Here is a 26470-nt window from a genome sequence, read left to right as displayed (position 1 = left end):
CGGGGTTGTACCTATGCGCCAGTGATCAAGCCGACCAAGTCGGCGCCCATCACCAAGCTCTGATCGAAGGCGCCCACCAGACCGCCGATCTCGCCGCTATTGAAGACCTGAGCGGAACTGCCGAGCAGCAGGCTAGAGGTGAAGTTTGCCGGCACCTGCGCACCAACGAGGGTGTTTGCGGCCTGCTCGCCCGTTCCAATGAGCAGGTTGGCGACATTGAAGCCGCGGTTGAGCGCACCATTGAGGGCACTATCAGTACCGACGACACTCTGCTCCCACGCCACTTCGTTGGCGACCAGGGCGTGGTTGAAGCTGAGCTGATTATTCACCATTGCGGTGTTGAAGCCAATCTGAGCCGCTTCCAGCTGCTCCATGAAATCACCTACCGGACTTGCTGACAGCGCCTGTGCAGCGGCCGGGAACACACTTGACGCCGACGGCAGCAGCGACCCACTGCCCGCGAAGATGCCAACCAAGTCGGTGGGAACCATCAGGCTCTGGTCGAAGGCGCCGAGCAGGCCGCCGATCTGGCCGTCGTTGAACACCTGAGCCGAACTGCCCAGCAGCAGACTGGAGGTGAAGTTCGTTGGCACCGGAGCACCCAGGAGGGTGTTGATGGTTTGCTCGCCGGTTCCCAACAACAGATTGCCCGCGTTGAAGCCCCGGTTGAGTGCCCCATTGAGAGCACTGTCGGTACCAAAGATTAGTTTCTCGAGCGCGACCTCGTTGGTGACCAGCGCATGGTTGAACGCGAGCTCGTTGTTGACCAGGGACGTGTTGAAGCTGATCTGCAGCTGCTCGAGTTGCTCCAAGGGGCTCGAGGACGCCGCGGCTGCAGCCACTGTCCGCAGTGGCGAGGCATTGGCCGATTCCGCGCCGGCATAGGCTTGCGCACCCGCGTTCAAGGTTCGCACGAACTGATCGTGAAACTCCGAAAGCTGCGCGCTGAGCCGTTGATAGGCCTGGCCATGCGCATCGAACAACGCGGCGATTGCCGTCGACACTTCGTCGGCGGCCGCCGGTAACACTCTCGTCGTCGCCACCGCCGCCGCTGTGCCGGCCGCATTGATCGTCGAACCAATACCCGCCAAATCTGTTGCGGCCGAGGTCAGTACTTGCGGAGCGGTTGTCAAGACCGACATCGTGCATCACCACCGGTTCAAGCGCACGACCACTGAGCGCACAGCCCGGTCGTGCGGCTAGTGCGAATGCACAGAGCCTAGCCCCGCTCCGGTGCAGACATGCCGGGTTTTCACCAATTGATCCAGAAATATTCACATCTGACGCACATCAACGTTGGTGCCGCCACGATAGCGCCCCTAGCGATAGCTACTCAGGAATTTCACCACCGACCTCGGTCCCTACCTCAACACCACCCGAGGCGGAGCCGGTCAGCTGACCGATCAGCTCCGGCAGGTGGCCGTCGAGTGTCACCTGGATCGGAACACCGAAGACGCTCAGGAAGGCCCCATCCATCAGGAATTTCTGCTCCACCGCACCGAGCAAGCCACCGGTCGTCACGCCACCGAAGGCATCGGCCGAACCACTGGCCAGCAGGCTGCCGGTGAAGTCCGCGGGCACCGGGACACCCAAGAGCGCGTCGACGGTCTGTTGTCCCGCACCCAGAGTGAAGTTGACCATGTTGAAGGCGTGGTTCACCGCGCCATTGAGGGCACTGTCGGTGCCGAAAATCGCCTGCTGCAAAGCCATCTCATTGGTGACCAGTGATTCGTTGAAGGCCAGTTGACCGCTGAGCACATCAGCATTGAAAGCCGCTTGGGCTTGGCCGAATTGGCTCAACCACGACGCATCGACCAGTGCTGGGCCTCCCAAAGCCGCGTTGAGCAACAGCAACTGGTGCGCCACACCAGGCAGACCACCGGTCGGTATGTCGCCCTCGAGCGAGCCGCCGACGAGCAGGCTGCCGGTAAAGCTGGCCGGCGTCGGGGCACCCAGCACGGCAATGACGGCTTGCTCTCCCGTACCCACCAGTAGGTTCACCGCGTTGAACCCGTGGTTGACCGCGCCGTTGAGCGCCGCATCGGTGCCGAACAAGGCCTGTTGCAGCGCAACCTCATTGGCAACCAAGGACTGGTTGAACGCGAGCTGGCCGTCGACAAAACCGCCCAATACCCCGTTTTGGGCTTGACCCAGTTGCGCGAGCACCGCACCGGGCAGGCCTGACACGGTGTCCACCAGTACCGGGAACCCGGAGAAGTCACCGGTCAATCCCGCCGCGACGGCGGCATTGAACTGAGCGCCCACAGCGGACAGCTCACCACCCAAGTTGCCCAGCACGTCAACACCGCCCATGAACCCGGTGAGTCCGGTGCCGAAACCACCCGCCAGCGACTCACCGGTCTGGATCAGCGCGGCAAGCCCCGGTAACCCACCACCCAGGCCGCCCGACAACATCCCACTCACCTGGGTGCCCAACGTGCCAAGCGCAGCGTTGAAGCCGCCGGCCAGTGATTCACCGGTTTGGATCAGCGCAGAGAGGCCGGGCACTGCCGTACCCAAACTCCCGGACAAGGCCGCGCTCAATTGAGCGCCCAAACCCGAAAGGGCAGTGCCAACACCGCCCATCAGCACCGCCCCGGCTTGCACCAGCCCGGACAAGTCTGGAAGCTCCCCGCCGACGGCGCCCGACAGGACACCGGCCACCCGAGAACCCAGCCCGCCGACGGCGTCGTTGAAGCTGCCGGCCAGCACCTGCCCCGTCTGCACCAGCCCGGAAACACTGGGCAGTCCTGCGCTCAAGTCGCCCGACAGCCCAGCGCCGAGCTGGGCCCCCAGGCTCGACAGGTCCGGGAGCCCAGCACTGAGGCTCCCGCTCAAAGCGGCGCTCAGCTGAGTTCCCATGCCCGAGAGCGCAGCGTTGAAACTGCCGGCCAGCGACTGGCCGGTCTGCACCACTCCAGAGAGGCCGGCACCGATCTGAGCACCGGGCACCTGTCCACCGAGCAGCAAGCTGGTGCTCAGACTCGCCGGAATCTGCGCCCCCACAAGGGTGTTCACGAATTGTTGGCCGGTACCCACCACCAAGTTGGTGGCGTTGAAGCCGCCGTAGATCACCCCTCCGACCAAGCTGTTGGCGCCGCCAACCGCATCAATCACGGCCGCCTCGTTGGCGACCAGCGCCTGATTGAACGCGAGCTCGCCGCTGACCAGGTTGGCGGTGAAGCCAGCCTGCACCCGGCCAACCTGTTCAAAGAGCCCGCCCGGCCCGGCCGCCAGCACCGCTTGCGCATTGGCGACTTCGCTGCTCGCATAAGCGTCCGCGCCGGCACTGAGCACTCGGACAAACTCATCGTGAAACAGCGCCGCCCGGGCGCTGAGCTCCTGATATGCCTGGCCGTGTGCACCGAACAAGGCCGCGATGCCCGCCGACACCTCATCGAGACCTGCCGGGATCACACCGGTGGTCGCCAACGCTGCGGCGCTGCCCGCCGCGTCTATCGTCGAGCCAATACTTGCCAAATCGGTTGCTGCCGCACTCAAATTCTGCGGTTCCGCAAATACAAAAGACATTTCGGGCCTCCCCACCACGGCTTCAATGGCTTCGCTAGCTTGATTGCTGGCCATCCCCGGCCCGATCAGGGCAGCCCTGAGCGGAGCGTATCGCGATGTGGGCGGCGACTGCGCGGTTTCTGCACAATCCGTTGATGATTGGCCCAATAGAGCGCAGAAAGAAAGCGAAAATGGCCATTTCCATAGCCTTACGGGAGCAACGGCGGAAGCTAGGGGCCGGTCTTCACCCACTGGCCGGCGTCACCGACGATGCCGACCGGCACCGAGCCAGACAAGCTGACATTCCGAACGCTAGGGCCGACCGCAACGATGGTGGTGTCCTGCAGGATCGGCAACACGGTCCACATGTTCCACAGCCGCGGCTCGACCGCGGTGATCACGTCGTTGATGTTCTTGGTGCCGTTGAGTGCGGCATCGATGTTCGACTGGATGCTGGGGTCGCAAATGCCGGTGAGGTTCGACGGCGCCCGAAACAGTGCGTTCGGGCCGGGTGGCTCGCTGGGCGCGGGCGGCACCGGTGTGACGGCGCTGGGCACCGCAGACGGCATCGAACCCGTGGTTGCTGCGGGTGTGTTCGCCGGTATCGTCGGCTCCCAGACCTCCGTGGTCTGCAACGCCGGGCAGCCATAGCGCGACGCCAGCAATGTCGCGAGGTTTCCGCCGGCCTGATGCCAGCCCACGATCGCGTCGACCCGGTTGTCGTTGAGGGCGTCGCCGTAGAGCGTGACCGGGTCCAACGCCAGTACGGAGGCCGCGATCCCCACGTTGCGCAACTGGTCGGCCGCCGTGTTGGCGACAGCCACGGACGTCGGGTCGTTGGCCGCCACCCCGATGACCAGCGTCAGCTGTCTGCCGTCCTTGCTGATGCCGCCGCGGATGACTTCCGGCGGCCCCGTGCTGACCGGCGTGGTGGTGGACCCCGGCCCCGGCGGCGCCGGCGAAACCGAGGTGTTGCTCTCGATCTGGTAACCGGCTCCTTCAAGAAGCGCCAATGCTGCGGAGGTACTCAGCGCCGGCGGTGCGGTCGGTACATAGCCCGGGTCACTCGGTGAACGGACCTGGGCCTGGTCCGAGGTGACGGTGTTGTCGCTGCCAGCCCCCACAGCGGCGAGCAGGTCAACATCGAGCAAACCCAAAATCGCCTTGCGCACCTGCGCTTCGGCCAGCTTGGGCTGATTTGCCCGGAGCGTGAGCTCCATGACCCGCGGGGTCACGATCCGGGCGGTCCGCACGTCGGGAATGGCCGACAACTGGGCGAACGCGGCCGACCCACCGTGAACTTGGGCCACCTGCGTGTCGCCGTTGCGCACCGAGTCGGCCAGCGCCGCAGGCGCCCCGGCACGGCGAAACAGGATCAGGGAAGGTTTGGCCGGAGGCCCCCAATAGCGGTCGTTGCGGGCGATCAAGATCTCGTCGCGCTGCGGGTCGATGTTTTCCACCCGGAACTGCCCGCCCGTGACGGGCAAGGTGCGCGCCAGCCCCGCGGCGAAACCGCCCGGAACGTCCTTGACGATGTGCGCTGGCAGCAGGTTGTCAAACAGCTCTCGCCAGGCCGGGTAGGGCTGCGCGAAGGTGACGACGGCCTGCTTGCCCCCCTCCAGTGATTGGACGGCGGTGATCAGGTCGTAGCCGGCCGGATCAACGACACCAGGCTGGCTGACCATCTGCCGCCACAAGTACCAGAAGTCGTCGGCAGCGATCGGCGCGTTGTCAGTCCATTGCGCTTCCGGACGGATCTTGTAGGTGACCGTGAAGGGCGATTGGCCGGTCACCTCCGCGGACACCAGCAAGGTGGGATCCATATCCCAGCGCGAGCCGGTCGGCGAGTTCGGATCCGGCACCGGCCGGAACGCACTGGGCAGCACCAACGCGCTGATCGCCGCGTTCACCGGCGACAGATCGGACAGCAGGTGCGGGTTGAACCCCGCGCCGATCGAGTCGATGCCCATGATGATCTGGGTCGGATGCGGCGGCGGCGGTGGGGTGTTGTGGGTCGTGTCGGTGCTCTGCGGCGCCGGAGGCGGACTCACCGTACAACCAGACAGCGCCACACCTAGCGCTGTGATCAGCACACCGACCGTCAGGCAAACGCGGCGTACTGGGCTGAACACACCCACCAGGGTATCGAGGCGGTCCTCGCGCGTGATGCAGCTGCGAAAAACCGAACCGGATTTCGCACTGGCGTCACGCTCACGTTCGCGGGGCGCCCCCAAGCTAACCTCGGGCCTTGGCCCGGGACCGGCTGCGAGCCCGCGAGGTGGCGTCCAGCTCGACCTTGCGAACCCGGATGGCCTCCGGTGTCACCTCGACGCATTCGTCGGGCGCGCAGAACTCTATGGCCCGCTCCAGGTCGAGCTCGAGCGGCTTGGCCAGCGTCTCTATCACGTCCGCGGTCGATGACCGCATGTTGGTCAGCTTCTTCTCGCGGGTGACGTTGATGTCGAGGTCCTCGGCCCGCGGGTTGATGCCGACGACCATGCCCTCGTAGGTGTCCTCGCCGGGCTCCACGAAGAACTGACCTCGATCGGCAAGCTGGAGCAGCGCGAAGGGGGTGATGACCCCGGAACGATCCGACACCAGCGACCCGGTGTGCCGGGCCCGGATCTCCCCCGCCCACGGCCGGTAACCGTCGAACACGGCGTTGGCGATGCCGGTCCCCCGCGTCAGGGTGAGGAAATCGGTGCGAAAGCCGATCAACCCGCGGCTGGGCACGATGAAGTCCATCCGGACCCAACCGGCGGCATGATTCGTCATCTCTTCCATGCGGCCCTTGCGCCCGGCCATCAGCTGGGTGATGGCTCCGACGAATTCGTCCGGACAGTCGATGGTCATCGCCTCGAAGGGCTCGTGCAGCTGGCCGTCGATCGTCTTGGTGACCACCTGCGGCTTGCCTACCGTGAGTTCGAAGCCCTCCCGGCGCATCGTCTCAACCAGCACGGCCAATGCAAGTTCACCGCGCCCCTGCACTTCCCAGGCATCCGGGCGCCCGATGTCGACGACCCGGATCGAGACGTTGCCGATCAGTTCGGTGTCCAGGCGGCCTCGGACCATGCGGGCCGTCAGCTTGTGCCCGGAGACCTTCCCGGCCAGCGGCGAGGTATTGGTGCCGACCGTCACCGAGATGGCCGGTTCGTCGACGGTGATGCGCGGCAGGGCATGCGCATGGTCCGGGTCGGCCAGCGTGTCGCCGATCATGATCTCCGGCAACCCCGCCACAGCGACGATGTCCCCGGCAACCGCCTCGTCGGTGGTGCTGCGCTCGACACCCTCAGTGGCCAGCAATTCGGTGATCTTGGCGCTCGTGACCACGGGCACCCCGTCCACCTCGCGTAGCCAAGCCACCTGCTGGCCCTTGCGCAGCTTGCCGTTGTAGATGCGGACCAGGGCGAGCCGGCCGAGGAAGGTCGACGCGTCCAGGTTGGTGACCAGGGCCTGCAGCGGAGCCTCGGAGTCGCCTTGCGGCGGCGGAACGTGCTCGAGCAGGACGTCGAACAACGGATCCAGGTTGGTGCCGTCGGGCGCCTGACCATCGGCCGGCTCGATGGTGCTCGCGATGCCCGCGCGCCCCGATGCGTACAGCGTCGGCAGCCCCAGCGCATGCTCAGCCGCCGCGGCCGCCTCGTCATCGAGATCGGACGCGACATCGAGCAGCAGGTCGTGGCTGGCCTCGACCACCTCTTTGATGCGGGCATCAGGCCGGTCGGTCTTGTTGACCACCAGGATCACCGGCAGATGCGCGCTCAGCGCCTTGCGCAGCACGAACCGGGTCTGTGGCAGCGGGCCCTCGGACGCGTCGACCAACAGCAGCACCCCGTCCACCATGGACAACCCGCGCTCGACCTCGCCGCCGAAGTCGGCGTGGCCCGGGGTGTCGATGACGTTGATCACCGTCACCGTTCCATCCGGATGGTGTCGGTGCACGGCGGTGTTCTTGGCCAGGATGGTGATGCCCTTTTCCCTTTCCAGGTCACCGCTGTCCATGACACGTTCCTGGACTTCACCGCGTTCGGTAAGGGCACCGGATTGCCGCAACATCGCGTCAACCAGGGTGGTTTTGCCGTGGTCGACGTGAGCGACGATGGCGACATTGCGGAATAGCACGTCGGTGATTGTGGCAGCGCAGGCAGCGGAAGGCGAACTGGGCCGGTGAGTCGACCCGTTGATCGAGCCCCCGGTTCGGGCTGTCGCGCTCGGCGTGTCGCCCCCGGTGAGCCCCGGGAATCGGCCAAAAAGGGCCTACCACCCGCGCGGTAGCGACACCGAACCACTTCGCGCGGCCACATCGGGCACCGACCGGCTACGGGTCACAGCGTGAGCAACACCATCCCGATCAGGGCGTGGCAGGCGGCCGATTAACCCGTCGGCGGGGCTGGCCGCAGCGCCCGGTCCAGGTCGGCAAGCCAGCACCGATCGGCCGGTACCCAGTCGACATCGTCTAGTTGATCGGCCGTCACCCAGCGCAACGCACGGTGGTCGCGCGCGCATGGGTGCCCGCGCAGCAAACGCACCCGGTATGCCCGCAATACGGTCTTTTCATCCAGCACAACGTCGGCCCCCAACCGCTCGCCGACCGCGACATCGTCGACGCCGAGTCCGAGTTCTTCGACCAGCTCGCGAGCCAGCGCGGCAGGCTCGGTCTCGCCGCCAGCAACCTTTCCGCCGGGAAGCTCCCATCGACCGGCCAGCTCCGGCGGCCGGACCCGCTGCGCCACCAATACGGTGGCGCCGCAGATGAAGGCTCCGGCAACGACGATCTGATTCGGCTGATTCGGCATCGCCAGTGACGGTATCTCGCCGAGTCGACCCGGCAGCGCCACTTCCCAGATCCGGCGGACTGCGATCCGACCGAAGCCGTGTTGCCCCAACACCCCCCAGCCCTGCGCCACCGCAGCCTTGACTGCGCGCCAAGCCGGCTTGGGCAAGCCAAACATGATGGCGCGCAACGACGAACTGACACACCGATCCCGATGCCGCAGAACCCGGATGGGCTAGGCAGCACCCATGAACCCACGGCGTACCGTTGGCCACATGGCTGTGTTAACGGATGAGCAAGTAGACGCCGAACTGCCCGGCCTCAACGGCTGGCAACGGGCCGATGGAGCGCTGCGCCGATCCATCAAGTTTGCAACTTTTCTCGATGCGATCGATGCCGTGCGCCGGGTGGCCGAGCACGCGGAAAGCAAGGACCATCACCCGGACATCGATATCCGTTGGCGGACAGTTACTTTCGCACTCGTTACGCACTCGGCGGGCGGCATCACGCAAAACGACATCGACATGGCCCGCGACATCAACGGCATCGTCGGCGACTGACCAGCACCTCGCCACGCGACCGGGACTAGCGCGCCCGCTGACGCGTCATCGCAATCCAGCCGAGGGTCGCCAGCGTTGCCACCACATAGACCAGTCCGGCCCACGCCAGGTACCAGGGTCGGCCGATCTGCCAGATGGTCGGCTGGGCGAAACTCAGCAACCACGGCACGCCGATGACGGTGAGCGCCAACCAACCCCAACCCAGGATCCGCGCGCCGAGCCGATCGCGCAGCGGGCCGCTGAGAAGCCAGATCATCAACGGCACCAACCACACCCAATGGTGGGTCCACGAGATCGGCGAGAGCAGCAAACCAAAAAGTTCGACTACCAGTAGCTTGCCCAGGTGATCGGCGGGCTCGAGCGCTCGCCAGGCCAGGACCGCCAGCACCGCCGTGACAGCGATGGCGGCCAACACCAGCGGGCCAAAGCCCGCGTCATGGCCGAGGATTCGCGAGATTGCGCCGCGCCAGGACTGGTTGAACGACGTCGCAATGGGCCCGACCCGGTGCGCGTCTCCAAGCAAATCGGTGAAGTAGTAGCGAGCCTGACCACCCACGATCAGCAACGACACACCGACGGACACAAGGAACACGATCGCCGAACACACCGCGGCACGCCAGCGCCGGACGCCGGCCAGATAGACGGCGGTGATCGCCGGCGTCAGTTTGATGCCCGCCGCCACGCCAACCAACAGGCCCGATAACCACCATCGCGTGGTGTAAACCGCCCACAGCGCCGCAAGCATCAGCAGGACGTTGATCTGCCCGTAGTCGAAGGTGCTGCGCAGCGGCTCAATCCAGATGGCGACCGCCGTCCACACCATCGCGGCGCGGTGACCGCCCTCGGCCGGCACGCCGATCAGACGCTGGCTGATCCGGACCGCGCCGTACAACGCGGTGATGGTAGCGAGCTGCCACAGGAATGCGACCAGCCCGAAAGGCAGCAGATGCAGCGGGTAGAAGACGACCGCCGCAAACGGCGGATACGTGAAGGGCAGCGGAAAGTCAGGCGTCTGATCTGCGTAAACGTAGCTGTACAGGCTGCCGGGATGGCCAAGGGCCGCCGCTCCGCCGACATAGACATGCAGGTCGACAAAGTTCGCTCCGTTGGACGTCAGGTAGGTCCAGGCGAGTCGCGCGGCGACGCTGAACACCAGCAGCAACGGCGCGCCACGGCGCCCCCAGACCTTCGGCGATACCGCCTTGTGCCGAGTGGTGCTTGCCGCCGGGGCGGCCGAGGTCGTGTCGATGCGACCGACTCTAGTGCCGACCCAATTGCCCAGGTGACCGGTCACCGCTATCGCTCATATCCATAACGATCAAATAAATGCCACACGTGTCACTTGAGTCACATCCGTACCGCGATAGCTTCGGCAACCGGGACCTGTCACTACCAACCATCACCCGGGACCTGTCACTAATAACCAGGGAGAGTCATGCCAACCATCTGGACGTACGTACGCGCCGCCGCCGTCTTGGTCGGTTCGTCCGCTGCACTACTGACGGGCGGAATCGCCCATGCAGACCCGGCGCCGGCGCCGGCTCCTGCTCCCAACATCCCGCAGCAGCTGATCAGCTCGGCCGCTAATGCGCCCCAAATCCTGCAGAACCTGGCGACGGCCCTGGGCACCACGCCGTTGCTCGGCGCCCCGCAGGCTCCGCAGCCGGTGCCCGCAGCACCCGGCCTCGGCTCGGTGCTGCCCGGGCTGGCCCCGGCCGCCCCGGCGACCGCCCCGGCGGTCACCCCGGCGATTCCCGGCGTGAACACCCCGATTCCGGGGATTACCGCGCCGGCCGCGCCGGTTGCGCCGTCCCCCGCGACGGCGGTAACGCCGTCCATCCCCGGGGTGAACGCCCCGATCCCGGGGCTCACCGCACCGGCACCCGCCGCTCCGGCGGCACCAGCGGCCGCACTTCCGGGGTTGGCGTCGGCAATTCCCGGTCTGGCTCAGGCCGCTCTGCCGGGGCTGACCGGGGGCGCCATTCCGGGACTCCCGGCCCCCGGCGCTGCGCCGGCCGCACCTGCAAACCAGCCCCAGACGTTGCTCGCGGCCCTGCCCTGAGCGTCTCGTCCGACGGCTAAAACCATCATCTAGGACCGGGAGAAATTACGTGGCAAGCACTTGGAGTCTGTCCAAAGGTTTGGCCGCCGTCGTCGTCACCTCGGCTGCCGCGTTCGGGCTTTGCCCGCGCGCGGCAGCCGACCCGGCGGCGCCGCAGCCCAACCCCAACCCACAGCTACCGGGTCTGCCCGCGTTGGCTCAACTGAGTCCGATAATCCAGCAAGCGGCCGGCAATCCCGAGCAGGCGACGCAGTTGCTGATGGCAGCTGCGCAGGCATTTGCGCACAACCCGGCGGCCCCGACCGAATCCCGCAACGTCGCGTCGTCGGTCAACCAGTTCGTCCAGGAGCCGGTGAACCCGGCCCCCGGATCACCTCCGCTAGGCGTGCCGGCTCCGGCCGCCGCCCCGGTTGAGGTCGCCTCGCCGGCCAGTGCCCCGGTGCCGCATGTGCCGGCCCCGGGCGCCGAGCCTGGGACACTCGCACATCTGCCCGCGGGTATCGATCCCGCGCATGCAGCGGGTCCAGCACCGGTAGCGGCGCCGGCCGGCGCACCGCCCGCGTCCGCGCCGGCACCCGCGGCCGCAGCTCCCGCGTCGGCGCCTGGCACCGCGCCAGCACCCGCGGCGGCACCGGGACCAGCACCCGCGGCACCCGCACCAGCACCGGCCGCGGCCGCGGCCGCACCAGCGCCGGCACCTGCCCCCGCCGCACCGCCGGCCGCACCCGTGGCCGCACCCATGGCCGCACCTGCGCCCGTTCCGGCTCCTGCCCCCGCCGCCGCTCCCGCACCCGAAGCGGCCGCACCCGCACCGGCACCCGCGCCGGCACCGGCCGCGGCACCGGGCTTTGGCCCTGACGCCCCGCCCACGCAGGACTTCATGTACCCCTCGATCGGCACGAACTGCCTGGCGGACGGTAGCAACATCATCGCCACCGCCCTCTCGGTTGCGGGCCCGGCCACCATCCCGACGCCCGGCCCCGGGCCCGGCCAGACCGCCTATGTGTTCACCGCGGTCGGCACCCCCGGCCCCGCCGAGGTGCAGCGGCTGCCGTTGAACGTCACCTGGGTGAACCTGACCACCGGCAAATCCGGAAGCGTGACGCTCAAGCCGCGCTCCGACATCAATCCGGAGGGGCCCACAACGTTGACCGGGATTGCCGACACCGGTTCGGGCAGCATCATGTCGACGATCTTCGGGCAGGTCACCACCAAAGAACGGCAATGCCAGTTCATGCCCACCATCGGCTCAACGGTGGTGCCCTAGCACCACCGTTGAGTCGGCCGAGACGCGAGCCTCAGTACGCCATGAACAGGATCGCGTCTCGGTCGTATTCGAGACCCGGGTGAACGCTGGCGAGGTGGGCCTGCGTGAGCTCGACCAACTCGTCCTCGTCCTTTCCGACGATGGCTTCGCCGCACGGACACGTTATGTGTGTCTTCACGTTGTCGCCCTTCCCTCCTACTACCTACTGCTTTGCCGCCTTGGCCGCTGCCTTCATCTGTTTCTTGTGCGATCGCACCTGACCAAGCGAACGGGCGTCGACAACGTCGGCCACCGACATGTGGGTGCCGGGCTGGCCGTAGTCACCGGCCGCCGCCTGCCAGCCCTCGGGCGTCACGCCGTACTGCTTGCCCAGTAACGCCAGAAAGATCCGCGCCTTTTGTTCACCGAACCCGGGTAGCCCCTTGAGCCTGCCCAGCAATTCTTTGCCATCGGGCTCACCGGCGGTCCATATCGCGGCCGCATCCCCGCCGTAGCGGTCCACCACGATCTGGGCCAGCGTCTGGACGCGTTTGGCCATCGATCCCGGAAAGCGATGTATTGCAGGCTTTTCCGAACACAATGCGGCGAACTTGTCCGGGTCGTAATCGGCGATGTCGCCGGCATCCAGACCACCCATCCGATCGGCGATCTTCTTGGGGCCGGCAAAGGCCGTTTCCATCGGAACCTGCTGATCCAGGGCTCCGGCGTTGTTGATTAGCAGGCTTGTGAGCTGGGGAATTGTGGATTGAGGAGGTCTAGGCGGCGGTTGGCGGTCAAAGCGGTGATCCGGCAGGCTTCGGCGATGTTGTCGGCGCCGTTGAGGCGGTGCAGATTGATCGCGGTGTTGCGTAGCGTTGCTAGGACCTGTGCGCCGTTTCCGGTATGTGCCCTTTGACGGTCTTCGTCGAAGGTGACGTCGCGTATCCAGTGCAGGCTGTTCTCGATTCCCCAGTGTTGACGCATCCAGGTCATGATCGCGGTAGGGCGGGCGTGCTCGAACGGCAGGCTGCAGATGGCATAGACCACCTCCACGCTGCGCTGGTCGGTGGCGGTGATCAAGCGTTCACGAGTGATCCGGATGATTTGTTTTGCGTAGGGGAAGCCGATTCCTCGTGCAGCGGTGATGATTTGCAGGGTGCGGGTCTCGACACGGCCGTGGCCGCGGGAGTCGTCGGTAGCGGCTGCGGGCACCTCGGCCCAGGGCAGCGCGGTGATACGCACAAGTATTTTGGCTTGGTTGGACTTGACGATCATCAGGTAGTGCGACTTCAAGGTGGCGCAGATCAACTTCGCGGTGACGACCTGGGTATGCATCGCATCCACGGTGACCAGCCACCGCAAGCTACCCGGCAGCAGCGTGAGCAGGGCACGTACGCAGGGAATTTCATTGCTTTTCTCGGCGACAGCGAGTTGACCGAGCACCAATCGGGCACGGTGGGCGAACACCGACACGAGATGCGTGGCTGTCGCTTTGGCGCGTAAAGCACCACGCAGCATCTTGCCGTCCAACGCGATCGGCACCAATCCACTGGGGTCGCTGCTGGCCACGTGTGCAGTGAAGTAACTGCCCATCCTGGCGTTGAGGTCGGCGGGGTCTAGCCGAGACAAAACAGCGCGGAAGGTCTTCTCACTGGGCCGCCGGAACCGGACCCCTAATTGGGCCAACACATCATCGGGAGCGGTGGCCGCCCATGTGGCAAAACCAGCATAGCCGCGCATCCCCGCGGCAGTGGCCAGAACCGCGATCGCCAACAAAGCCATCAGCGAATACCTCCGACCGCGTGGGTCCCTCGGGTCTGGCACCGAGGCCAACACATCGAGAAACTCCGATCCGATGAGCTCGCTGCGCTCACCAGGACTCCAGCGGTCGAACACCTCTGGAACCGACGACACAGGCAATACTGAAACGGTAGGCACGGGCAACTCCAGACCAACGACGAACAGTAACCAACTCGATCGTTCTCCAGATAGCCCGTGCCTACACTCCGGCCCCAATAGCGCGGCACCAAAGATCATCAACCCAGCTCACAAGCCTGCTAATCAACAACGCCGGAGCCCTGCCTGCTGGTCGAGCAACATCACAACCAGCAGTGCGAACGGGTTGTTGGATAAGAGTTCATCGGCCTCGGGGTCCTGCGCTAGGCAGAGGTTCACACGTCGACTGTAGGACAACCCCTAGATCGGAGGACACCCTGGACAGCGACGAGTGGCGCCAAAGACGGTTGCTACTTCCGAGTGCAGCATGCCCTGCTAGACGAACCGGCCGGAAAGATGGCCAGGGACGAGATGTCGATCATCGCCAAACGGTAGTGGGCAAGTTCCTTCACCACACCCACCAACCGATCCAGCCGACGAGCTGATTGCGCACGGCGCGTCGCTCACATCGGACTTAGCACGGTCCCTATCGTGAAATGATGTCGACCTCGGCGACCCAGGATGAGCCAACACCACATTGGGCTTACGGCTATGGAATAGTCCCGGAAGAGACGGCTAAGGATCGGTTAAGTTCCTACGAGGCGCTGAAAAAATTCCTGGATCTATTTGACACATTACGCGATCCAAGTCGTGAACAAGACAAAGATCCATTGACGACAAAACTCGTTTCGATTTTCGATCTTACAACGAGCCTCGCGATTCGAAATCTCGCAAGCGCGCTCTTACGCCTGCTATTTGAGAGCCCAGTGAAACATGTTTCTGGGCCGGCGAAACAAGAGCAAATAAACTACCTCGTGATGTAGATTGACGATGCCTCGATAAGAGAATTTCGAGAGCATTTGGGATATTTTTGAATTGCGCATCAAATGGCGATAAATGTCCAACAAAGAAAGACCTGATAAATTTCCCAATTGCGTGGACGAGTCGCATGCGCGGCGGGGTCTCAATGAATACCTTCGATCCAAATATGGACCCGAAACTCAGCCAAGCTATGCGCGCCTGGTCGGACGAATTGCAGATAGCGGCCAACGATTTTTCACAGGCCCTAGCCGCCGGGACCGCCGTTGAGATTGCGAAGGAGGCAGCCGCAGTGGCAATACGGGCAAGCAAACTGGCCGAAGAAGCGGCCGGACTTGGTGGGGCAGCCACGCTGAGTGCTCACTTCAAGGGACTGGCCGATAAGGACGGAAAGTCCGCAACCCGGTGGACTTTACTTGCAATTGGCCGCTTGTTTGCGACGATCGGATCGGGAATGTTCATCATTGTCTCTCCAGTTTCAGCTCAATGGCAAGACACGCTATTTCGATTCGCATTGACACTCCCATTGATAGGAATCGCCGCATACGCCGCCCGAATATATACCCACTATCGACTTCTCAGCCGTTGGGCAAAAGTGTCCTTCATGCAGATAATTTCCGTTTGAGCGTTCGCCGAGAATATACCCACCCCTGAAGGACGCAAAGACTTGATACTCTTTGCGGGTCGAACAGTGTTCGGGCCGCCCGTCTTTGCCGATGAGTCGAAAACGGGTAACGTCTCTGGAATTCCACCTGAGCTACTTGAGCTATTTAAAGACGTCGTCCGCAGAGAGACTAGGTGAAACCGCAACCTTTTTCACTATACGGCCAATCTGGCGAGTCTCACGCCCCAGCTTTGTCAAGAGCTCGGCGCGAAATGTTTGCAGGGAGGAAGAAGAGCGCGTTGGCTCCAAGTCGGTAGCAAACCCTGAAACTGGGATGGTCGATATTTGCGAACCAGTTGCCCTGTAAGCGGGTGAACGCCCACACTCGTAGCTGGGTCTAACGACTTGTCATGCCACCTCGGCAATGTCGTTCGACCTCGAACTGTAGGTTGCTGGGACAGGGCTCCGGCGTTGTTGATTAGCAGGCTTGTGAGCTGGGTTGATGATCTTTGGTGCCGCGCTATTGGGGCCGGAGTGTAGGCACGGGCTATCTGGAGAACGATCGAGTTGGTTACTGTTCGTCGTTGGTCTGGAGTTGCCCGTGCCTACCGTTTCAGTATTGCCTGTGTCGTCGGTTCCAGAGGTGTTCGACCGCTGGAGTCCTGGTGAGCGCAGCGGGCTCATCGGATCGGAGTTTCTCGATGTGTTGGCCTCGGTGCCAGACCCGAGGGACCCACGCGGTCGGAGGTATTCGCTGATGGCTTTGTTGGCGATCGCGGTTCTGGCCACTGCCGCGGGGATGCGCGGCTATGCTGGTTTTGCCACATGGGCGGCCACCGCTCCCGATGATGTGTTGGCCCAATTAGGGGTCCGGTTCCGGCGGCCCAGTGAGAAGACCTTCCGCGCTGTTTTGTCTCGGCTAGACCCCGCCAACCTCAACGCCAGGATGGGCAGTTACTTCACTGCACACGTGGCCAGCAGCGACCCCAGTGGATTGGTGCCGATCGCGTTGGACGGCAAGATGCTGCGTGGTGCTTTACGCGCCAAAGCGACAGCCACGCATCTCGTGTCGGTGTTCGCCCACCGCGCCCGATTGGTGCTCGGTCAACTCGCTGTCGCCGAGAAAAGCAATGAAATTCCCTGCGTACGTGCCCTGCTCACGCTGCTGCCGGGTAGCTTGCGGTGGCTGGTCACCGTGGATGCGATGCATACCCAGGTCGTCACCGCGAAGTTGATCTGCGCCACCTTGAAGTCGCACTACCTGATGATCGTCAAGTCCAACCAAGCCAAAATACTTGCGCGTATCACCGCGCTGCCCTGGGCCGAGGTGCCCGCAGCCGCTACCGACGACTCCCGCGGCCACGGCCGTGTCGAGACCCGCACCCTGCAAATCATCACCGCTGCACGAGGAATCGGCTTCCCCTACGCAAAACAAATCATCCGGATCACTCGTGAACGCTTGATCACCACCACCGACCAGCGCAGCGTGGAGGTGGTCTATGCCATCTGCAGCCTGCCGTTCGAGCACGCCCGCCCTACCGCGATCATGACCTGGATGCGTCAACACTGGGGAATCGAGAACAGCCTGCACTGAATACGCGACGTCACCTTCGACGAAGACCGTCAAAGGGCACATACCGGAAACGGCGCACAGGTCCTAGCAACGCTACGCAACACCGCGATCAATCTGCACCGCCTCAACGGCGCCGACAACATCGCCGAAGCCTGCCGGATCACCGCTTTGACCGCCAACCGCCGCCTAGACCTCCTCAATCCACAATTCCCCAGCTCACAAGCCTGCTAATCAACAACGCGGGAGCCCTGGTTGCTGGGACCTTCGGGAGAAGGAGCAGAAATGACCGCGCCCCTACCCGCGCCGGGTTGGTATCCCGACCCATCGAACCCTGAGAAACAGATCTACTGGGACGGCACCGCATGGAGCGGGCCGCCCGCTTCAGGAGCTGCCGATAAGCACAAGAAAACTGCGGTTGCGATCGGCGTCTGTGTGCTTGTCCTCGTTGGGCTCGTGATGTCGATGCAGTCAGTCAGCCTCATGTCCGGTTCGGGTCCAGTCTGGACCGGGGTCGGTGTCGTGGCAGCAGGCACGGCTGTTGCATTCTTCTTGCGCGCTGCAACATGGGTCCGTGTCGTGGCTGCCCTGGTCTTGGCAGTTTCTCTCGCGAATGCCCTCTATATAGAGAACGAGATCGCCAAGAAGCGCGAAGAACTGACGCACATATTCGACCGCTAGGGTCCTTACTTGCTGGCCACTCTTGGTCAGCGTCTCACCACACGCTGTTCAGGTCGAACTTCTCGACAACAACCAGACCGGGGTTTATGACTTCTGTCTCCGCCCAATCGTCTAGATGAACGATCCGGATCATAGCTGCTTTGGCGCGGCCATCGGCGATCATCCTGTCGGCCAGCCAAGGCGGAAGCGCTACCACCTTCCCGCAAGCGGTTACCTGGACTGATTTTGGCAAGGTGCCGGAGGCGGTTCATTTGGATGTGGTCATCTGACCGCCCGTTCGGCCATGTTCCGGATCATCCAATCCCCAACGGAGACACCCGCTGCGTGCAGCATCGGGTTAGCCCGTTGGTCACCGCGAAGAAGGCGGTTCGAAGCCACCATGTAGTCGTGTGGTGCGTTGGGGCAGTGCCAGTTGTCGACTCCTTCTGCTTGCGTCGGGTGATCTGTTGAGCAAGAGAAGCCCCGCAGAATCCAACGCCGAGCATCGGGTTGGTCGATGCGGTCGGCGTTCGCTGACCGATCTTTCGAAGCCCGGCCGCCTCCTGTAACTGCTTCCACGTATCAGCCTACGAATGTCGCAGGCGCAGCGTATGGGCTCTCCGCGTCGAAGCGCCCAAGCCGCCGAACTCGGGACGATGGCCCGGGTAACCGTAGCGGTACCCGGCACGAAGTGGTTGTGGATGATCAGCCGGTCTGAGTCGGCAGGCATGAACTAACCCTCCCGCGGAACGCCGTCCACAGACGGAAAGAAGACGTCCTCACAGTCCAGACCAACCTCGTCGGGGCGTCGAAGTAAGGGCGCACGACGGCCCGCCGTTGTGCCGGTGGTCCATAACTGGACGAAGCTGTCGAATGCTGCTCGCGCCTGATCGTGTGGAATACCAGCAACCCTTGACATAGACGAACACGTCGTGTGCGTTTGACGCTACGCGTGTCCTGGTCACAGGTGCTGAGCAGAATGCGTAGCGCAGTTGTCAAGGTCTACTGCTGGTCGAGCAGCATCCCCACGAGCAACTCGAATGGATTCGATTCCAACAGCGCGTCGGCGGCCGGATCTTGGACAAGCTACAGCTTCGGCACCCGGCCAGTCTACGACTGGGTCGCGGCGAGGCGCCCAAGTCCGGCATTTGGTGCCAGTTTGCCGGGGCTGCGGCTATCCGCTCTTGCGCCGAAATTCCCGGCGGTTCTCCACGGGCCCATGCACCCGCGGCTTCTTGCCACCGCCGTCTTTGTGGTCGGTCGCCCCCGAGGACTTCGCCATCTTGCGTTCGAGGGCTTCCCGGAACTTGCGCTTGTTGTCGTCGTCCGGGGCGGAGCTTTCCGGGGACTTCGATGCAGCCATACCGGCAGCTTATCCCGGCCGGTTACCGCTTACCTGGGGGCAGGCCATATACGTGCGAGATGGGTAGCGTCAGCAGCACCCGTCGATCGGTGACCATCGCTTCGCGGTACTCGTCCCAATCCGGATGCTCCCCAGCGATGTTGCGGTACAAGGCAATTAGCGCCTCAACGGTTTCGTCATCGGGTGCCGCGGCGGGAGGCGCCAGCTCTGCGGTGCCTTCCGCGACCGCGTAGGACCGCCCGTCATCGGCGTCCACCAGGATCGAGGCACGTGGGTCGCGACGCAGGTTACGGGTCTTGGCCCGCGGCTCGGTGATCGATACCTGCACCACCAATTTGCGGGCGTCGAAGTAGTACTGCACGTTGGACAGCTGCGGACGTCCGTCATGTTTGATGGTGGCCAGCACTCCGATGGAGTTACCGCTAATTACAGCCAACAGCTTGTCGTCGAAGACCTGGCGTCCCATGCCCGAAAGCCTACGTTGCCGTGCGCGGTTCCCTAACGGCCTGGTGCAATCGAATCATGACCCAATTCGCGGCCTTCCTGCGCGGCGTCAACGTCGGGGGCGTCAACCTGAAAATGGCCGAGGTGACCGCCGCCCTGACCGATGCCGGATTTACGAATGTGCGCACCATCCTGGCCAGCGGCAATGTGCTATTGGAGGCACCCGGTGATGCCACGACGGTGCGGCAGAGCGCGGAGAGCACGCTGCGCAACAAGTTCGGCTACGACGCCTGGGTGCTTGTCTACGACATCGAGACGGTACGCACCATCAACGAGGCGTATCCGTTCGAACGAGAAGTCGACGGGTTGCAGTCCTACGTGACGTTCGTGTCCGACGACTCGGTGCTTGATGAACTGGCCGCGCTGACCGCCGGCGCCAATGAGAAGATCCACCGCGGCGATGGCGTCATCTACTGGCAGGTGCCCAAGGGCGCCACGCTGGACAGCACCATCGGCCGCACCATGGGCAAGAAGCGCTACAAGGCCTCGACCACCACCCGCAACCTGCGCACGCTGGACAAGGTCTTGCGGTAGGTAGGTTTGCTCCAATGACCCCTGCCGACGAATTCGCCCAACAAAAGGTCGCCCTCACCGGCGTCTCGGAGACCGCCCTGCTGACGCTCAACGCCAGGGCCGCAGAGGCGCGCCGCCGTGACCCGATCATCGAGGATCCGATGGCAGTCAGGCTGGTCGACTCCATCGACTTTGACTTCGCGAAATTCGGCCCTACCCGCCAAGACATCGCACTGCGGGCCCTGGCCTTCGATACTCGAGCGCTGGCCTACCTGAATAAGCACCCCTCGGCCACCGTGGTGGCGCTGGCCGAGGGCCTGCAGACCAGTTTCTGGCGTTTGGATTCAGCCCTTCCCGGCAAGAAATTCCGTTGGCTGACAGTCGATTTGCCGCCGATCATCGACATCCGAAAGCGGTTGCTACCCAATTCACCACGGGTATCGGTGTGCGCGCAGTCCGCGTTGGACTACGGCTGGATGGACTCCGTCGACACCTCCGGTGGGGTGTTCATCACCGCCGAGGGACTGCTGATGTATCTGGAGCCGGATCAGGCGCTGGATCTGATCGCCCAGTGCGCCAAGCAGATTTCCCGGCGCTCAGATGCTCTTTGATCTGCCGCCGCGCTGGTTCTCCTTGTTCACCCGCCTGGGCATGCGGACCTCGATCCGCTACAAGATCCCGCCAATGCCGTTCAGCCTGTCCGTGGCTCAAGCCGCGGACCTGGTGAACACGATTCCAGGCATTCGGGCGGTCCGGGACGTGCAGCTGCCTGCTGGGCGCGGCCTGATGTTCAACGCCGCGCTGTCGATGGTCTACCGGTTGCCGGCCCTGGACTCGTTGCGCCCGTGCCTGACTCTGCTGGAGTTCGGCTAGCGAACGCCGTTAGTCGTCGGGCACGGCGGTGAGGTTGCGAATCGCATCGGACTTGGTCAGCCCCAGCGCGCGGGCCACTTCCACGTATTCCTTGGCCGCGGCCGCCATCGCCGCGTCGGTCGGGTCGAACCGAGAGATGAAGGTGCCGAAGCGGCCCCGTGTTTCGACAATTGCGGCCGACTCGAGCTCTCGATACGCGCGGGCCACCGTGTTGGCGGCAACACCAAGCTGCCCGACCAGATCGCGCACCGTCGGGAGGCGGGTGCCGGGCGGCAGCGCGCCCGCTCGCACACCGTCGATAACCTGGGTTCTGAGTTGATCGAATAGCGGTTTGCCCGCCTTCACGTCGACCCGTAGCCAATCCCGAAGCTCCACAATCCCAGTATCACCCAGTATTGCCCAGTATCCGGTCAAGCACGGCTATCTTTGTGGGATGCGAGTGACGGTGCTCAGCGGCGCGGGCATCTCCGCGGAAAGCGGAGTACCGACGTTCCGTGACGACAAGAACGGGTTGTGGGCCCGCTTCGACCCGTACGACCTGTCCAGCACACAGGGCTGGGAACGCAACCCCGAGCGGGTGTGGGGCTGGTATCTGTGGCGGCATTATCTGGTGGCCGACGTCGCACCCAACCCCGGCCACCAAGCGATCGCCGAGTGGCAAGATCACGCCGAAGTCAGTGTTGTCACGCAAAATGTCGACGATCTGCATGAACGCGCCGGCAGCACACCGGTACACCACCTGCACGGCAGTCTTTTTGAATTCCGTTGCGCCCGTTGCAATAAGCCTTACACGGACTCGTTGCCCCAGATGCCTGAGCCCGCACTGGAAGTCGAACCGCCGGTCTGCGGCTGCGGCGGACTGATCCGCCCCGACATCGTGTGGTTCGGCGAGCCGCTGCCGGAGGGGCCGTGGCACTGTGCCGTCGAGGCAACCGAGGCTGCCGATATGATGGTGGTGGTGGGCACGTCTGCGATCGTCTACCCCGCGGCCGGTCTACCGGAGTTGGCTTTGGCGCGCGGCAAGATCGTGATCGAGGTCAACCCAGAGCCCACGCCGCTGTCGCGAAGCGCGACGCTTTGTGTACGCGAGTCGGCGAGTCAAGCGTTGCCCGGACTGCTGGAGCGGCTGCCCGCGCTGCTGCGCGATTGAGCTACACCCGCGGCGCGGTCGGTTCACAAATTCACGCCATAGCCGCTGAATCGGCCTGTTGAGCCAGTGCGCCCTCACACATGGCAAGGCGCAGTCACGGCACCCGATCAGGGACGGCGGGCCCGGCCCAACACCAACTCGGCCATCGGGACCGGCGCCCACGTCGGCAATGTCCACTCCCGTCGCGTGCTCTCCACGTCGAATCCGGCAGCCTTGATCACGCGCTCGGTGTCACGATGCGTGTGGCAGTTTCCGGCAATCCGGGGCCAGAAGGTCGCGTCGACAAATTGCTGCAGCCGCCCACGGGCGCCGGCACTGGCAATGTGTTCGAGGTAGCGCAACTCCCCGCCCGGGCGCAGCAGCGAACGCAGGTGCTGCAACACCCCGAGCTGGTCGGTGACCGAGCACAGCACCAGCGAGCAAACCACCGCGTCAAACGGGTCCTGATCGCTGAACTGCTCGGCCGTATCAGCGGTCACGGTAACCGGAATAGGCGCATCTTCGCCGGCCGCGCGGGCCCTAAGCGCCAGGTGGGGCTCCGGCTCCACGGCAACCACCTCGGTCACCGTCTGCGGGTAGAACGCAAAGTTTGTCCCCATACCGGCGCCGATCTCGAGGACCCGCCCAGATAGGCCGGCCAGATTCTCTCGGCGTAACGCACGCACCGGCTCGGCCTCGTGCGCGACGATGAACGGCCAAATCCGGGCGAAAAATGGGTGATCTATGTTCTTGGCGAGCGATGTCATGCGCGTGACTCCTCCGACGGGCGATGCTGCACGACCCAATCCATGAGGTCGCGAGACGTGGCCTGCGGGCCGACTAGACCCGCCACCATGTGGCCACACAGGACTGCGCCCAGCACGCGGTCGGCAAAGGTCGCGACATCGCCGAACGGCAGGTGTGGCTTGGCAATCAACAGGGCCGCCACCCCGTGCGCGGCCGTCCACAATTCCAGCGCGATGGTGGTGGGGTCGTCGGCGCGGTAGATGCCTTCGTCCATCATCGCCTGCACCGAGGCGCACATATGCCGGAAAGCCGAGCTGTCCAGGGCGCTATCCACGTTGCTGCCCGAGCGCCACTCACCCATGGTGGCCAACCGATACAACTCCGGGGTCTGCAGAGCGAACCGCACATAGGCCAGGCCCTGGGCTCGCAGCACCTCCACCACGCAGGTGTGGCCCATCGCCGCCCGCTCCATTTCCTCATCGAGTCGTGCCAGATAGCGGGCGCACACCGCATCCAACAGCGCACCTTTGTCTTGAAAATGCAGGTAAATGGACGGCGGTGTGACCCCGACCCGCTCGGCTACAGACCGGATGGACACGGCCCTGGCCTGGCGCGTCTGCAGCAATAACTCGGTGGCCGCATCCAGGATCTCGTGGCGCAGCAGGTCACCTGATCCACGCGGCGCACGTGCACGTCGCAAGCGTCCCATCGACACGCTATCCACGACCACTCAGCGCCGCCGGGATGGTCGGCCGGTCGCGGTGGTCCGCCGCCTCGGTGGCGGCGGCGTCAGCATCCCCAACCGCGCCGGTCTCGCTGATACCGAATCGCTGGTGCAGCCACACCAGGGGTTTGGGAGCCCACCAATTCCACCTGCCCATCACATGCATGAACGCGGGCACCAGAACCATCCGGACCAGCGTCGCGTCGGCAGCCACGGCGAGCGTCAGTCCCAAGCCGAACATTCGCATGAAGGACACGTGCGCGGCGATCAGCGCGGCGAACGACATCGACATGACCAACGCGGCCGCGGTGATCACCCGCCCGGTGCGTGCCAATCCAAGCGCCACACTCTCGTCGTTGGCGGCGTGGGCTTGGGCCGGGCTCGGGGTCGCCGGACGTGCGGCCCCCGAAGCCAGCCAGTACTCCCGAATTCGCGCGACCAGGAACACCTCGTAGTCCATGGACAGCCCGAACGCGATGCAGAACAACAACACGGGCATGTTGGCCACCAGGGTCCCGCTCGGGGTCGTGCCCAGTGCCCCCAGATGACCGTCTTGGAAGATCCAGACCAGCGCACCGAACGCCGCGGTCAGCGAGAGCACGTTGCAGATCAGCGCCTTGGCGGGCAGCACGACACTACCGGTGAGCAGGAATAACAGGACAAAGGTGATGGCGGCCATCAGACCCAGCACCAGCGGCAGTCGTTCGGTCACCGCGTCCACGCTGTCCCGGTTGACCTGCGCCACACCGGCCATCTCGACGGTCCGGCCGGCCGGGCCGGTCACCTGGTGCAACCGTTTGAGCTGGATGTCTGAGGCGTGGGAAAACAGCGGCGCGGTGCTGTCCACGGTCAGAAAGGCACTGCCATCGGAAAATCCGGTAGCACCCGCCGGCGGCCCCACCCGACTTCCGTTGACGAACGTCCCGCTGGGGGCGGTCACAGATGCCACGTCGGGCACTCGCGACAGGTCGGCGGCGTAGCCGTCCAGGTCGGCTGGGACCAGACCGTGCACGTCAGGCACGACCACCGGAACGGCCATCGCGAGATCGTGTGCGAAGTTGGTGCGCAACTCGTCACCGACCTGATGCGAGGACGCCGTGGCAGGCAGCACCCGATCATCCGGGAAGCCCCACTTCACCGAGAAGAACGGAAGTCCCAATATCACCAGCACCGCAACAACAGCCAAGCCGACCGGAAGCGCCCGGCGCATCACGAATTTGGTCGACCGATACCAGAACAGTTGATCTACCGGCTTGTGCTGGGGTTCCGGACGGCCCAACATCCGGCGCGCCAGCCGGCGCACATTCAAGGCATCCAGCCGCGGCCCCAGCAACACGATCGCGGCCGGTGTCACCACGATCGACGCCGTCGCGACAAAGGCCACCGTGGCCACGCCGGCGTAGGCGAACGATTTCAAGAAGTACATGGGAAAAGCCACGGTCGCCGACATCGACAGCGCGACGGTGACCGCCGAGAACAACACCGTGCGGCCGGAAGTCGCCATGGTCCGGACCAGAGCTTCCTCGCGTGAGCTGCCCTCGGCGAGCTCGTCACGATAGCGACTGATGATCAGCAGCGTGTAGTCGATGGCCAACGCCAACCCCAGCGCCGTGCTGAGGTTGAGGGCAAAGATCGAGACGTCCGTCGTGAACGTCACCAGCCTCAAGACCGACATCGAACCGACGACGGCCAGCGCACCCAGCGCCATCGGCAACGCGGCCGCCAGCAGCCCGCCGAATACCCAGACCAGCACCAGGAAGCTGAGCGGAATCGCGATCAACTCCATGACCAGCAGGTCGTCCTGATTCTGCTTGTTGATCTGCGCGTACTCCATCGCCGAACCACCGGCGCGGACGGTGACGCCGTCGCGATCGTGAACGATCTCGTCGGCGAGGGTCTGCGCATTTTTCTGCGCGTTGCTTTCGCCGCCTTTGATGTTGACCACAATCAGCCCGGACTTGCCGTCCTTGCTCACCAAGTCGGGAGCACTCTTGGGATCAGCCGACGGCCCCGTCCAGGGCGAGGACACGTTGAATACCAGTGGGGAGTGGTTCAACTCGGCGACAATGTCGGTGCCCACCGCGCGCGCCCGCTCCGTGCCGACGCCGCCGGGAGCGGTCACCAGAATCAGCATTTGCTGACCGCTCTGGCCGAACTTGTCGGCGAGCACCTTGATGGCGCGAGCCGACTCGGCGTTGGGATCTTGGAAACCGCCGGGAGACAGACTGTTGGCGACTGGGATGCCGAAGACCGCTGCTGCGATAAAAACCAGCAACGCCACCCCGATGATTCGAACCGGCGCTGCTATGGCAAGTCGAGCGATCCCCTGCAACATCGTGCGTCCCCTCCACCGCGAGTGCAGCCGTCCCGGGCGGCTGCACCATATCCGCGGTAACTTATCAGCGATAACTTAAGGGCGTCAAACAACATCTGCCGTAGTCACGAGGCCCGACGCCCCGACCGTTCACCGCGCTGCGGACAAACCGAGATGCGGACAAACCGCGATACGCCCGGCGACGCCACCGGTAGCGACACATTTGCTTCCCGATGTTTCTCGACCGCTGGCCAGGCCACCGAGTTACGGCATACCGTCGGGCCTGCCCAAAGCGGCTGGCGAGCACTTCGGCATCGGCACCCTACCCACCGGTAAGAATTGCCACGATTTTCCGAATCGTGACTCAATGATTCCTTAATGGCGACTTCTACGCTCAGTGTCATGTGGATCGACGACTCGAGTGCCGATGTCATCAAGGCCGACTTCGAGGCTCTCTACCACGGCGACATGCTGGTGGAGGGCGAGACCTCGGAGCAGGTTGAAGAGTGGCACCCCCTCCCTACGGCGAGCTGAGCACACCATGGGCATGCTTGCACGGTTAC

General features: G+C 64.3%; 23 protein-coding genes and 5 pseudogenes. 11 read left to right on the top strand and 17 right to left on the bottom strand.

All coding sequences use genetic code 11. The features are described from left to right. Nucleotides 1-11 precede the first annotated feature (11 nt). From SHTP_RS30295 to SHTP_RS05855, 5 genes are all read right to left on the bottom strand, one after another. Nucleotides 12-1142, bottom strand: a complete 1131-nt coding sequence (locus tag SHTP_RS30295; RefSeq protein ID WP_096370046.1) for a PE family protein — start codon at nt 1140-1142, stop codon at nt 12-14. A 187-nt stretch (nt 1143-1329) separates the two neighbouring features. Then, nucleotides 1330-3531, bottom strand: coding sequence for a PE family protein (locus SHTP_RS29950; RefSeq protein ID WP_096372341.1), 2202 nt, complete (start codon nt 3529-3531; stop codon nt 1330-1332). Between the two features lie 209 nt (nt 3532-3740). After that, the gene (locus SHTP_RS05865) at nt 3741-5648 is read right to left on the bottom strand and encodes an ABC transporter family substrate-binding protein (protein ID WP_096372340.1); all 1908 of its coding nucleotides are present in this window, start codon (nt 5646-5648) and stop codon (nt 3741-3743) included. Between the two features lie 97 nt (nt 5649-5745). After that, a complete protein-coding gene (gene typA, locus SHTP_RS05860; RefSeq protein ID WP_096370045.1) occupies nt 5746-7632 on the bottom strand; it encodes a translational GTPase TypA in 1887 nt (628 codons plus the stop codon). A 251-nt stretch (nt 7633-7883) separates the two neighbouring features. After that, nucleotides 7884-8306, bottom strand: coding sequence for a (deoxy)nucleoside triphosphate pyrophosphohydrolase (locus tag SHTP_RS05855; protein ID WP_096372339.1), 423 nt, complete (start codon nt 8304-8306; stop codon nt 7884-7886). Between the two features lie 253 nt (nt 8307-8559). Between SHTP_RS05855 and SHTP_RS05850 the strand changes: the two genes are divergently transcribed. Further along, entirely contained in the window at nt 8560-8844 is a 285-nt protein-coding gene (locus tag SHTP_RS05850; protein WP_020786298.1) for a 4a-hydroxytetrahydrobiopterin dehydratase, read from the top strand. 25 nt (nt 8845-8869) lie between these two features. Here SHTP_RS05850 and SHTP_RS05845 read toward each other — a convergent pair whose 3' ends face one another. Beyond that, nucleotides 8870-10138 (bottom strand): mannosyltransferase, encoded by a 1269-nt coding sequence (locus tag SHTP_RS05845; protein ID WP_096370044.1) that lies wholly within the window; start codon nt 10136-10138, stop codon nt 8870-8872. 141 nt (nt 10139-10279) lie between these two features. Here SHTP_RS05845 and SHTP_RS05840 point away from each other — a divergent pair, with 141 nt between their 5' ends. Further along, the gene (locus SHTP_RS05840; protein ID WP_015356842.1) at nt 10280-10906 is read left to right on the top strand and encodes a hypothetical protein; all 627 of its coding nucleotides are present in this window, start codon (nt 10280-10282) and stop codon (nt 10904-10906) included. Further along, entirely contained in the window at nt 10866-12173 is a 1308-nt protein-coding gene (locus SHTP_RS05835) for an Rv1157c family protein (protein ID WP_420872947.1), read from the top strand. Before SHTP_RS05840 ends, SHTP_RS05835 begins: the two co-directional genes overlap by 41 nt. Before the next feature lie 31 nt (nt 12174-12204). Here the strand turns inward: SHTP_RS05835 and SHTP_RS05830 are convergent, their stop codons facing one another. The 4 genes and pseudogenes from SHTP_RS05830 to SHTP_RS28565 all read right to left on the bottom strand — a co-directional run. Beyond that, nucleotides 12205-12351, bottom strand: a complete 147-nt coding sequence (locus tag SHTP_RS05830) for a hypothetical protein (RefSeq protein ID WP_003875447.1) — start codon at nt 12349-12351, stop codon at nt 12205-12207. A 24-nt stretch (nt 12352-12375) separates the two neighbouring features. Continuing rightward, nucleotides 12376-12870 (bottom strand): annotated as a pseudogene (locus SHTP_RS05825) (HhH-GPD-type base excision DNA repair protein); the annotation flags it as partial. Nucleotides 12871-12887: 17 nt separating this feature from the next. Beyond that, on the bottom strand, nt 12888-14090 hold the full coding sequence (locus tag SHTP_RS05820) for an ISAs1-like element IS2404/ISMul1 family transposase (RefSeq protein WP_420872946.1): 1203 nt from the start codon (nt 14088-14090) through the stop codon (nt 12888-12890). Between the two features lie 144 nt (nt 14091-14234). After that, nucleotides 14235-14327: pseudogene (locus tag SHTP_RS28565) on the bottom strand (HhH-GPD-type base excision DNA repair protein); the annotation flags it as partial. A gap of 260 nt (nt 14328-14587) precedes the next feature. On the opposite strand from SHTP_RS28565, the gene SHTP_RS26765 reads away from it, so the two are divergent. From SHTP_RS26765 to SHTP_RS05800, 4 genes and pseudogenes are all read left to right on the top strand, one after another. Then, nucleotides 14588-14911 (top strand): hypothetical protein, encoded by a 324-nt coding sequence (locus SHTP_RS26765; protein ID WP_157756274.1) that lies wholly within the window; start codon nt 14588-14590, stop codon nt 14909-14911. A gap of 143 nt (nt 14912-15054) precedes the next feature. Continuing rightward, on the top strand, nt 15055-15531 hold the full coding sequence (locus SHTP_RS05810) for a hypothetical protein (protein WP_096370041.1): 477 nt from the start codon (nt 15055-15057) through the stop codon (nt 15529-15531). A 580-nt stretch (nt 15532-16111) separates the two neighbouring features. Next, nucleotides 16112-17314: pseudogene (locus SHTP_RS05805) on the top strand (ISAs1-like element IS2404/ISMul1 family transposase). A 51-nt stretch (nt 17315-17365) separates the two neighbouring features. Next, nucleotides 17366-17761: a DUF2510 domain-containing protein gene (locus tag SHTP_RS05800; protein ID WP_096370040.1), complete on the top strand. Its 396-nt coding sequence runs from the start codon at nt 17366-17368 to the stop codon at nt 17759-17761. 611 nt (nt 17762-18372) lie between these two features. On the opposite strand, the pseudogene SHTP_RS30070 reads toward SHTP_RS05800, so the two are convergent. From SHTP_RS30070 to SHTP_RS05780, 3 genes and pseudogenes are all read right to left on the bottom strand, one after another. Continuing rightward, nucleotides 18373-18641: pseudogene (locus SHTP_RS30070) on the bottom strand (alpha/beta hydrolase); the annotation flags it as partial. Between the two features lie 273 nt (nt 18642-18914). After that, the gene (locus tag SHTP_RS05785) at nt 18915-19103 is read right to left on the bottom strand and encodes a DUF5302 domain-containing protein (protein ID WP_011739232.1); all 189 of its coding nucleotides are present in this window, start codon (nt 19101-19103) and stop codon (nt 18915-18917) included. Nucleotides 19104-19125: 22 nt separating this feature from the next. After that, entirely contained in the window at nt 19126-19569 is a 444-nt protein-coding gene (locus tag SHTP_RS05780; protein ID WP_096370039.1) for a PPOX class F420-dependent oxidoreductase, read from the bottom strand. A gap of 56 nt (nt 19570-19625) precedes the next feature. On the opposite strand from SHTP_RS05780, the gene SHTP_RS05775 reads away from it, so the two are divergent. Together SHTP_RS05775 and SHTP_RS05770 are read left to right on the top strand one after the other, a co-directional pair. Further along, nucleotides 19626-20141: a DUF1697 domain-containing protein gene (locus tag SHTP_RS05775; RefSeq protein ID WP_012395864.1), complete on the top strand. Its 516-nt coding sequence runs from the start codon at nt 19626-19628 to the stop codon at nt 20139-20141. 14 nt (nt 20142-20155) lie between these two features. Further along, nucleotides 20156-20993: pseudogene (locus SHTP_RS05770) on the top strand (class I SAM-dependent methyltransferase). A gap of 9 nt (nt 20994-21002) precedes the next feature. Here the strand turns inward: SHTP_RS05770 and SHTP_RS05765 are convergent. Beyond that, nucleotides 21003-21368: an Rv1152 family transcriptional regulator gene (locus SHTP_RS05765; protein ID WP_096370038.1), complete on the bottom strand. Its 366-nt coding sequence runs from the start codon at nt 21366-21368 to the stop codon at nt 21003-21005. Nucleotides 21369-21426: 58 nt separating this feature from the next. Between SHTP_RS05765 and SHTP_RS05760 the strand changes: the two genes are divergently transcribed. Next, on the top strand, nt 21427-22143 hold the full coding sequence (locus SHTP_RS05760; RefSeq protein WP_096370037.1) for an NAD-dependent deacylase: 717 nt from the start codon (nt 21427-21429) through the stop codon (nt 22141-22143). A gap of 107 nt (nt 22144-22250) precedes the next feature. On the opposite strand, the gene SHTP_RS05755 is transcribed toward SHTP_RS05760, so the two are convergent. Genes SHTP_RS05755 through SHTP_RS05745 form a run of 3 tightly spaced genes read right to left on the bottom strand, consistent with a single transcriptional unit; the run spans nt 22251 to nt 25928 of the window. Continuing rightward, nucleotides 22251-22889 carry a class I SAM-dependent methyltransferase gene (locus tag SHTP_RS05755; RefSeq protein WP_096370036.1) on the bottom strand — a complete coding sequence of 213 codons (639 nt, stop codon included), beginning with the start codon at nt 22887-22889 and terminating at the stop codon, nt 22251-22253. Further along, complete coding sequence (locus SHTP_RS05750) at nt 22886-23578, bottom strand: TetR/AcrR family transcriptional regulator (RefSeq protein WP_096372338.1); 693 nt, start codon at nt 23576-23578, stop codon at nt 22886-22888. Before SHTP_RS05750 ends, SHTP_RS05755 begins: the two co-directional genes overlap by 4 nt. 7 nt (nt 23579-23585) lie before the next feature. Then, the gene (locus SHTP_RS05745) at nt 23586-25928 is read right to left on the bottom strand and encodes an MMPL family transporter (protein WP_096370035.1); all 2343 of its coding nucleotides are present in this window, start codon (nt 25926-25928) and stop codon (nt 23586-23588) included. 381 nt (nt 25929-26309) lie between these two features. Between SHTP_RS05745 and SHTP_RS29680 the strand changes: the two genes are divergently transcribed. Continuing rightward, a complete protein-coding gene (locus SHTP_RS29680) occupies nt 26310-26441 on the top strand; it encodes a hypothetical protein (protein WP_020726302.1) in 132 nt (43 codons plus the stop codon). Nucleotides 26442-26470: the final 29 nt, after the last annotated feature.

Source organism: Mycobacterium ulcerans subsp. shinshuense (assembly GCF_002355775.1).
Lineage (GTDB): Bacteria > Actinomycetota > Actinomycetes > Mycobacteriales > Mycobacteriaceae > Mycobacterium > Mycobacterium marinum.
The sequence above is the reverse complement of the archived record's forward strand: the minus strand, read 5'-3'. Positions and strand labels throughout refer to the sequence as shown.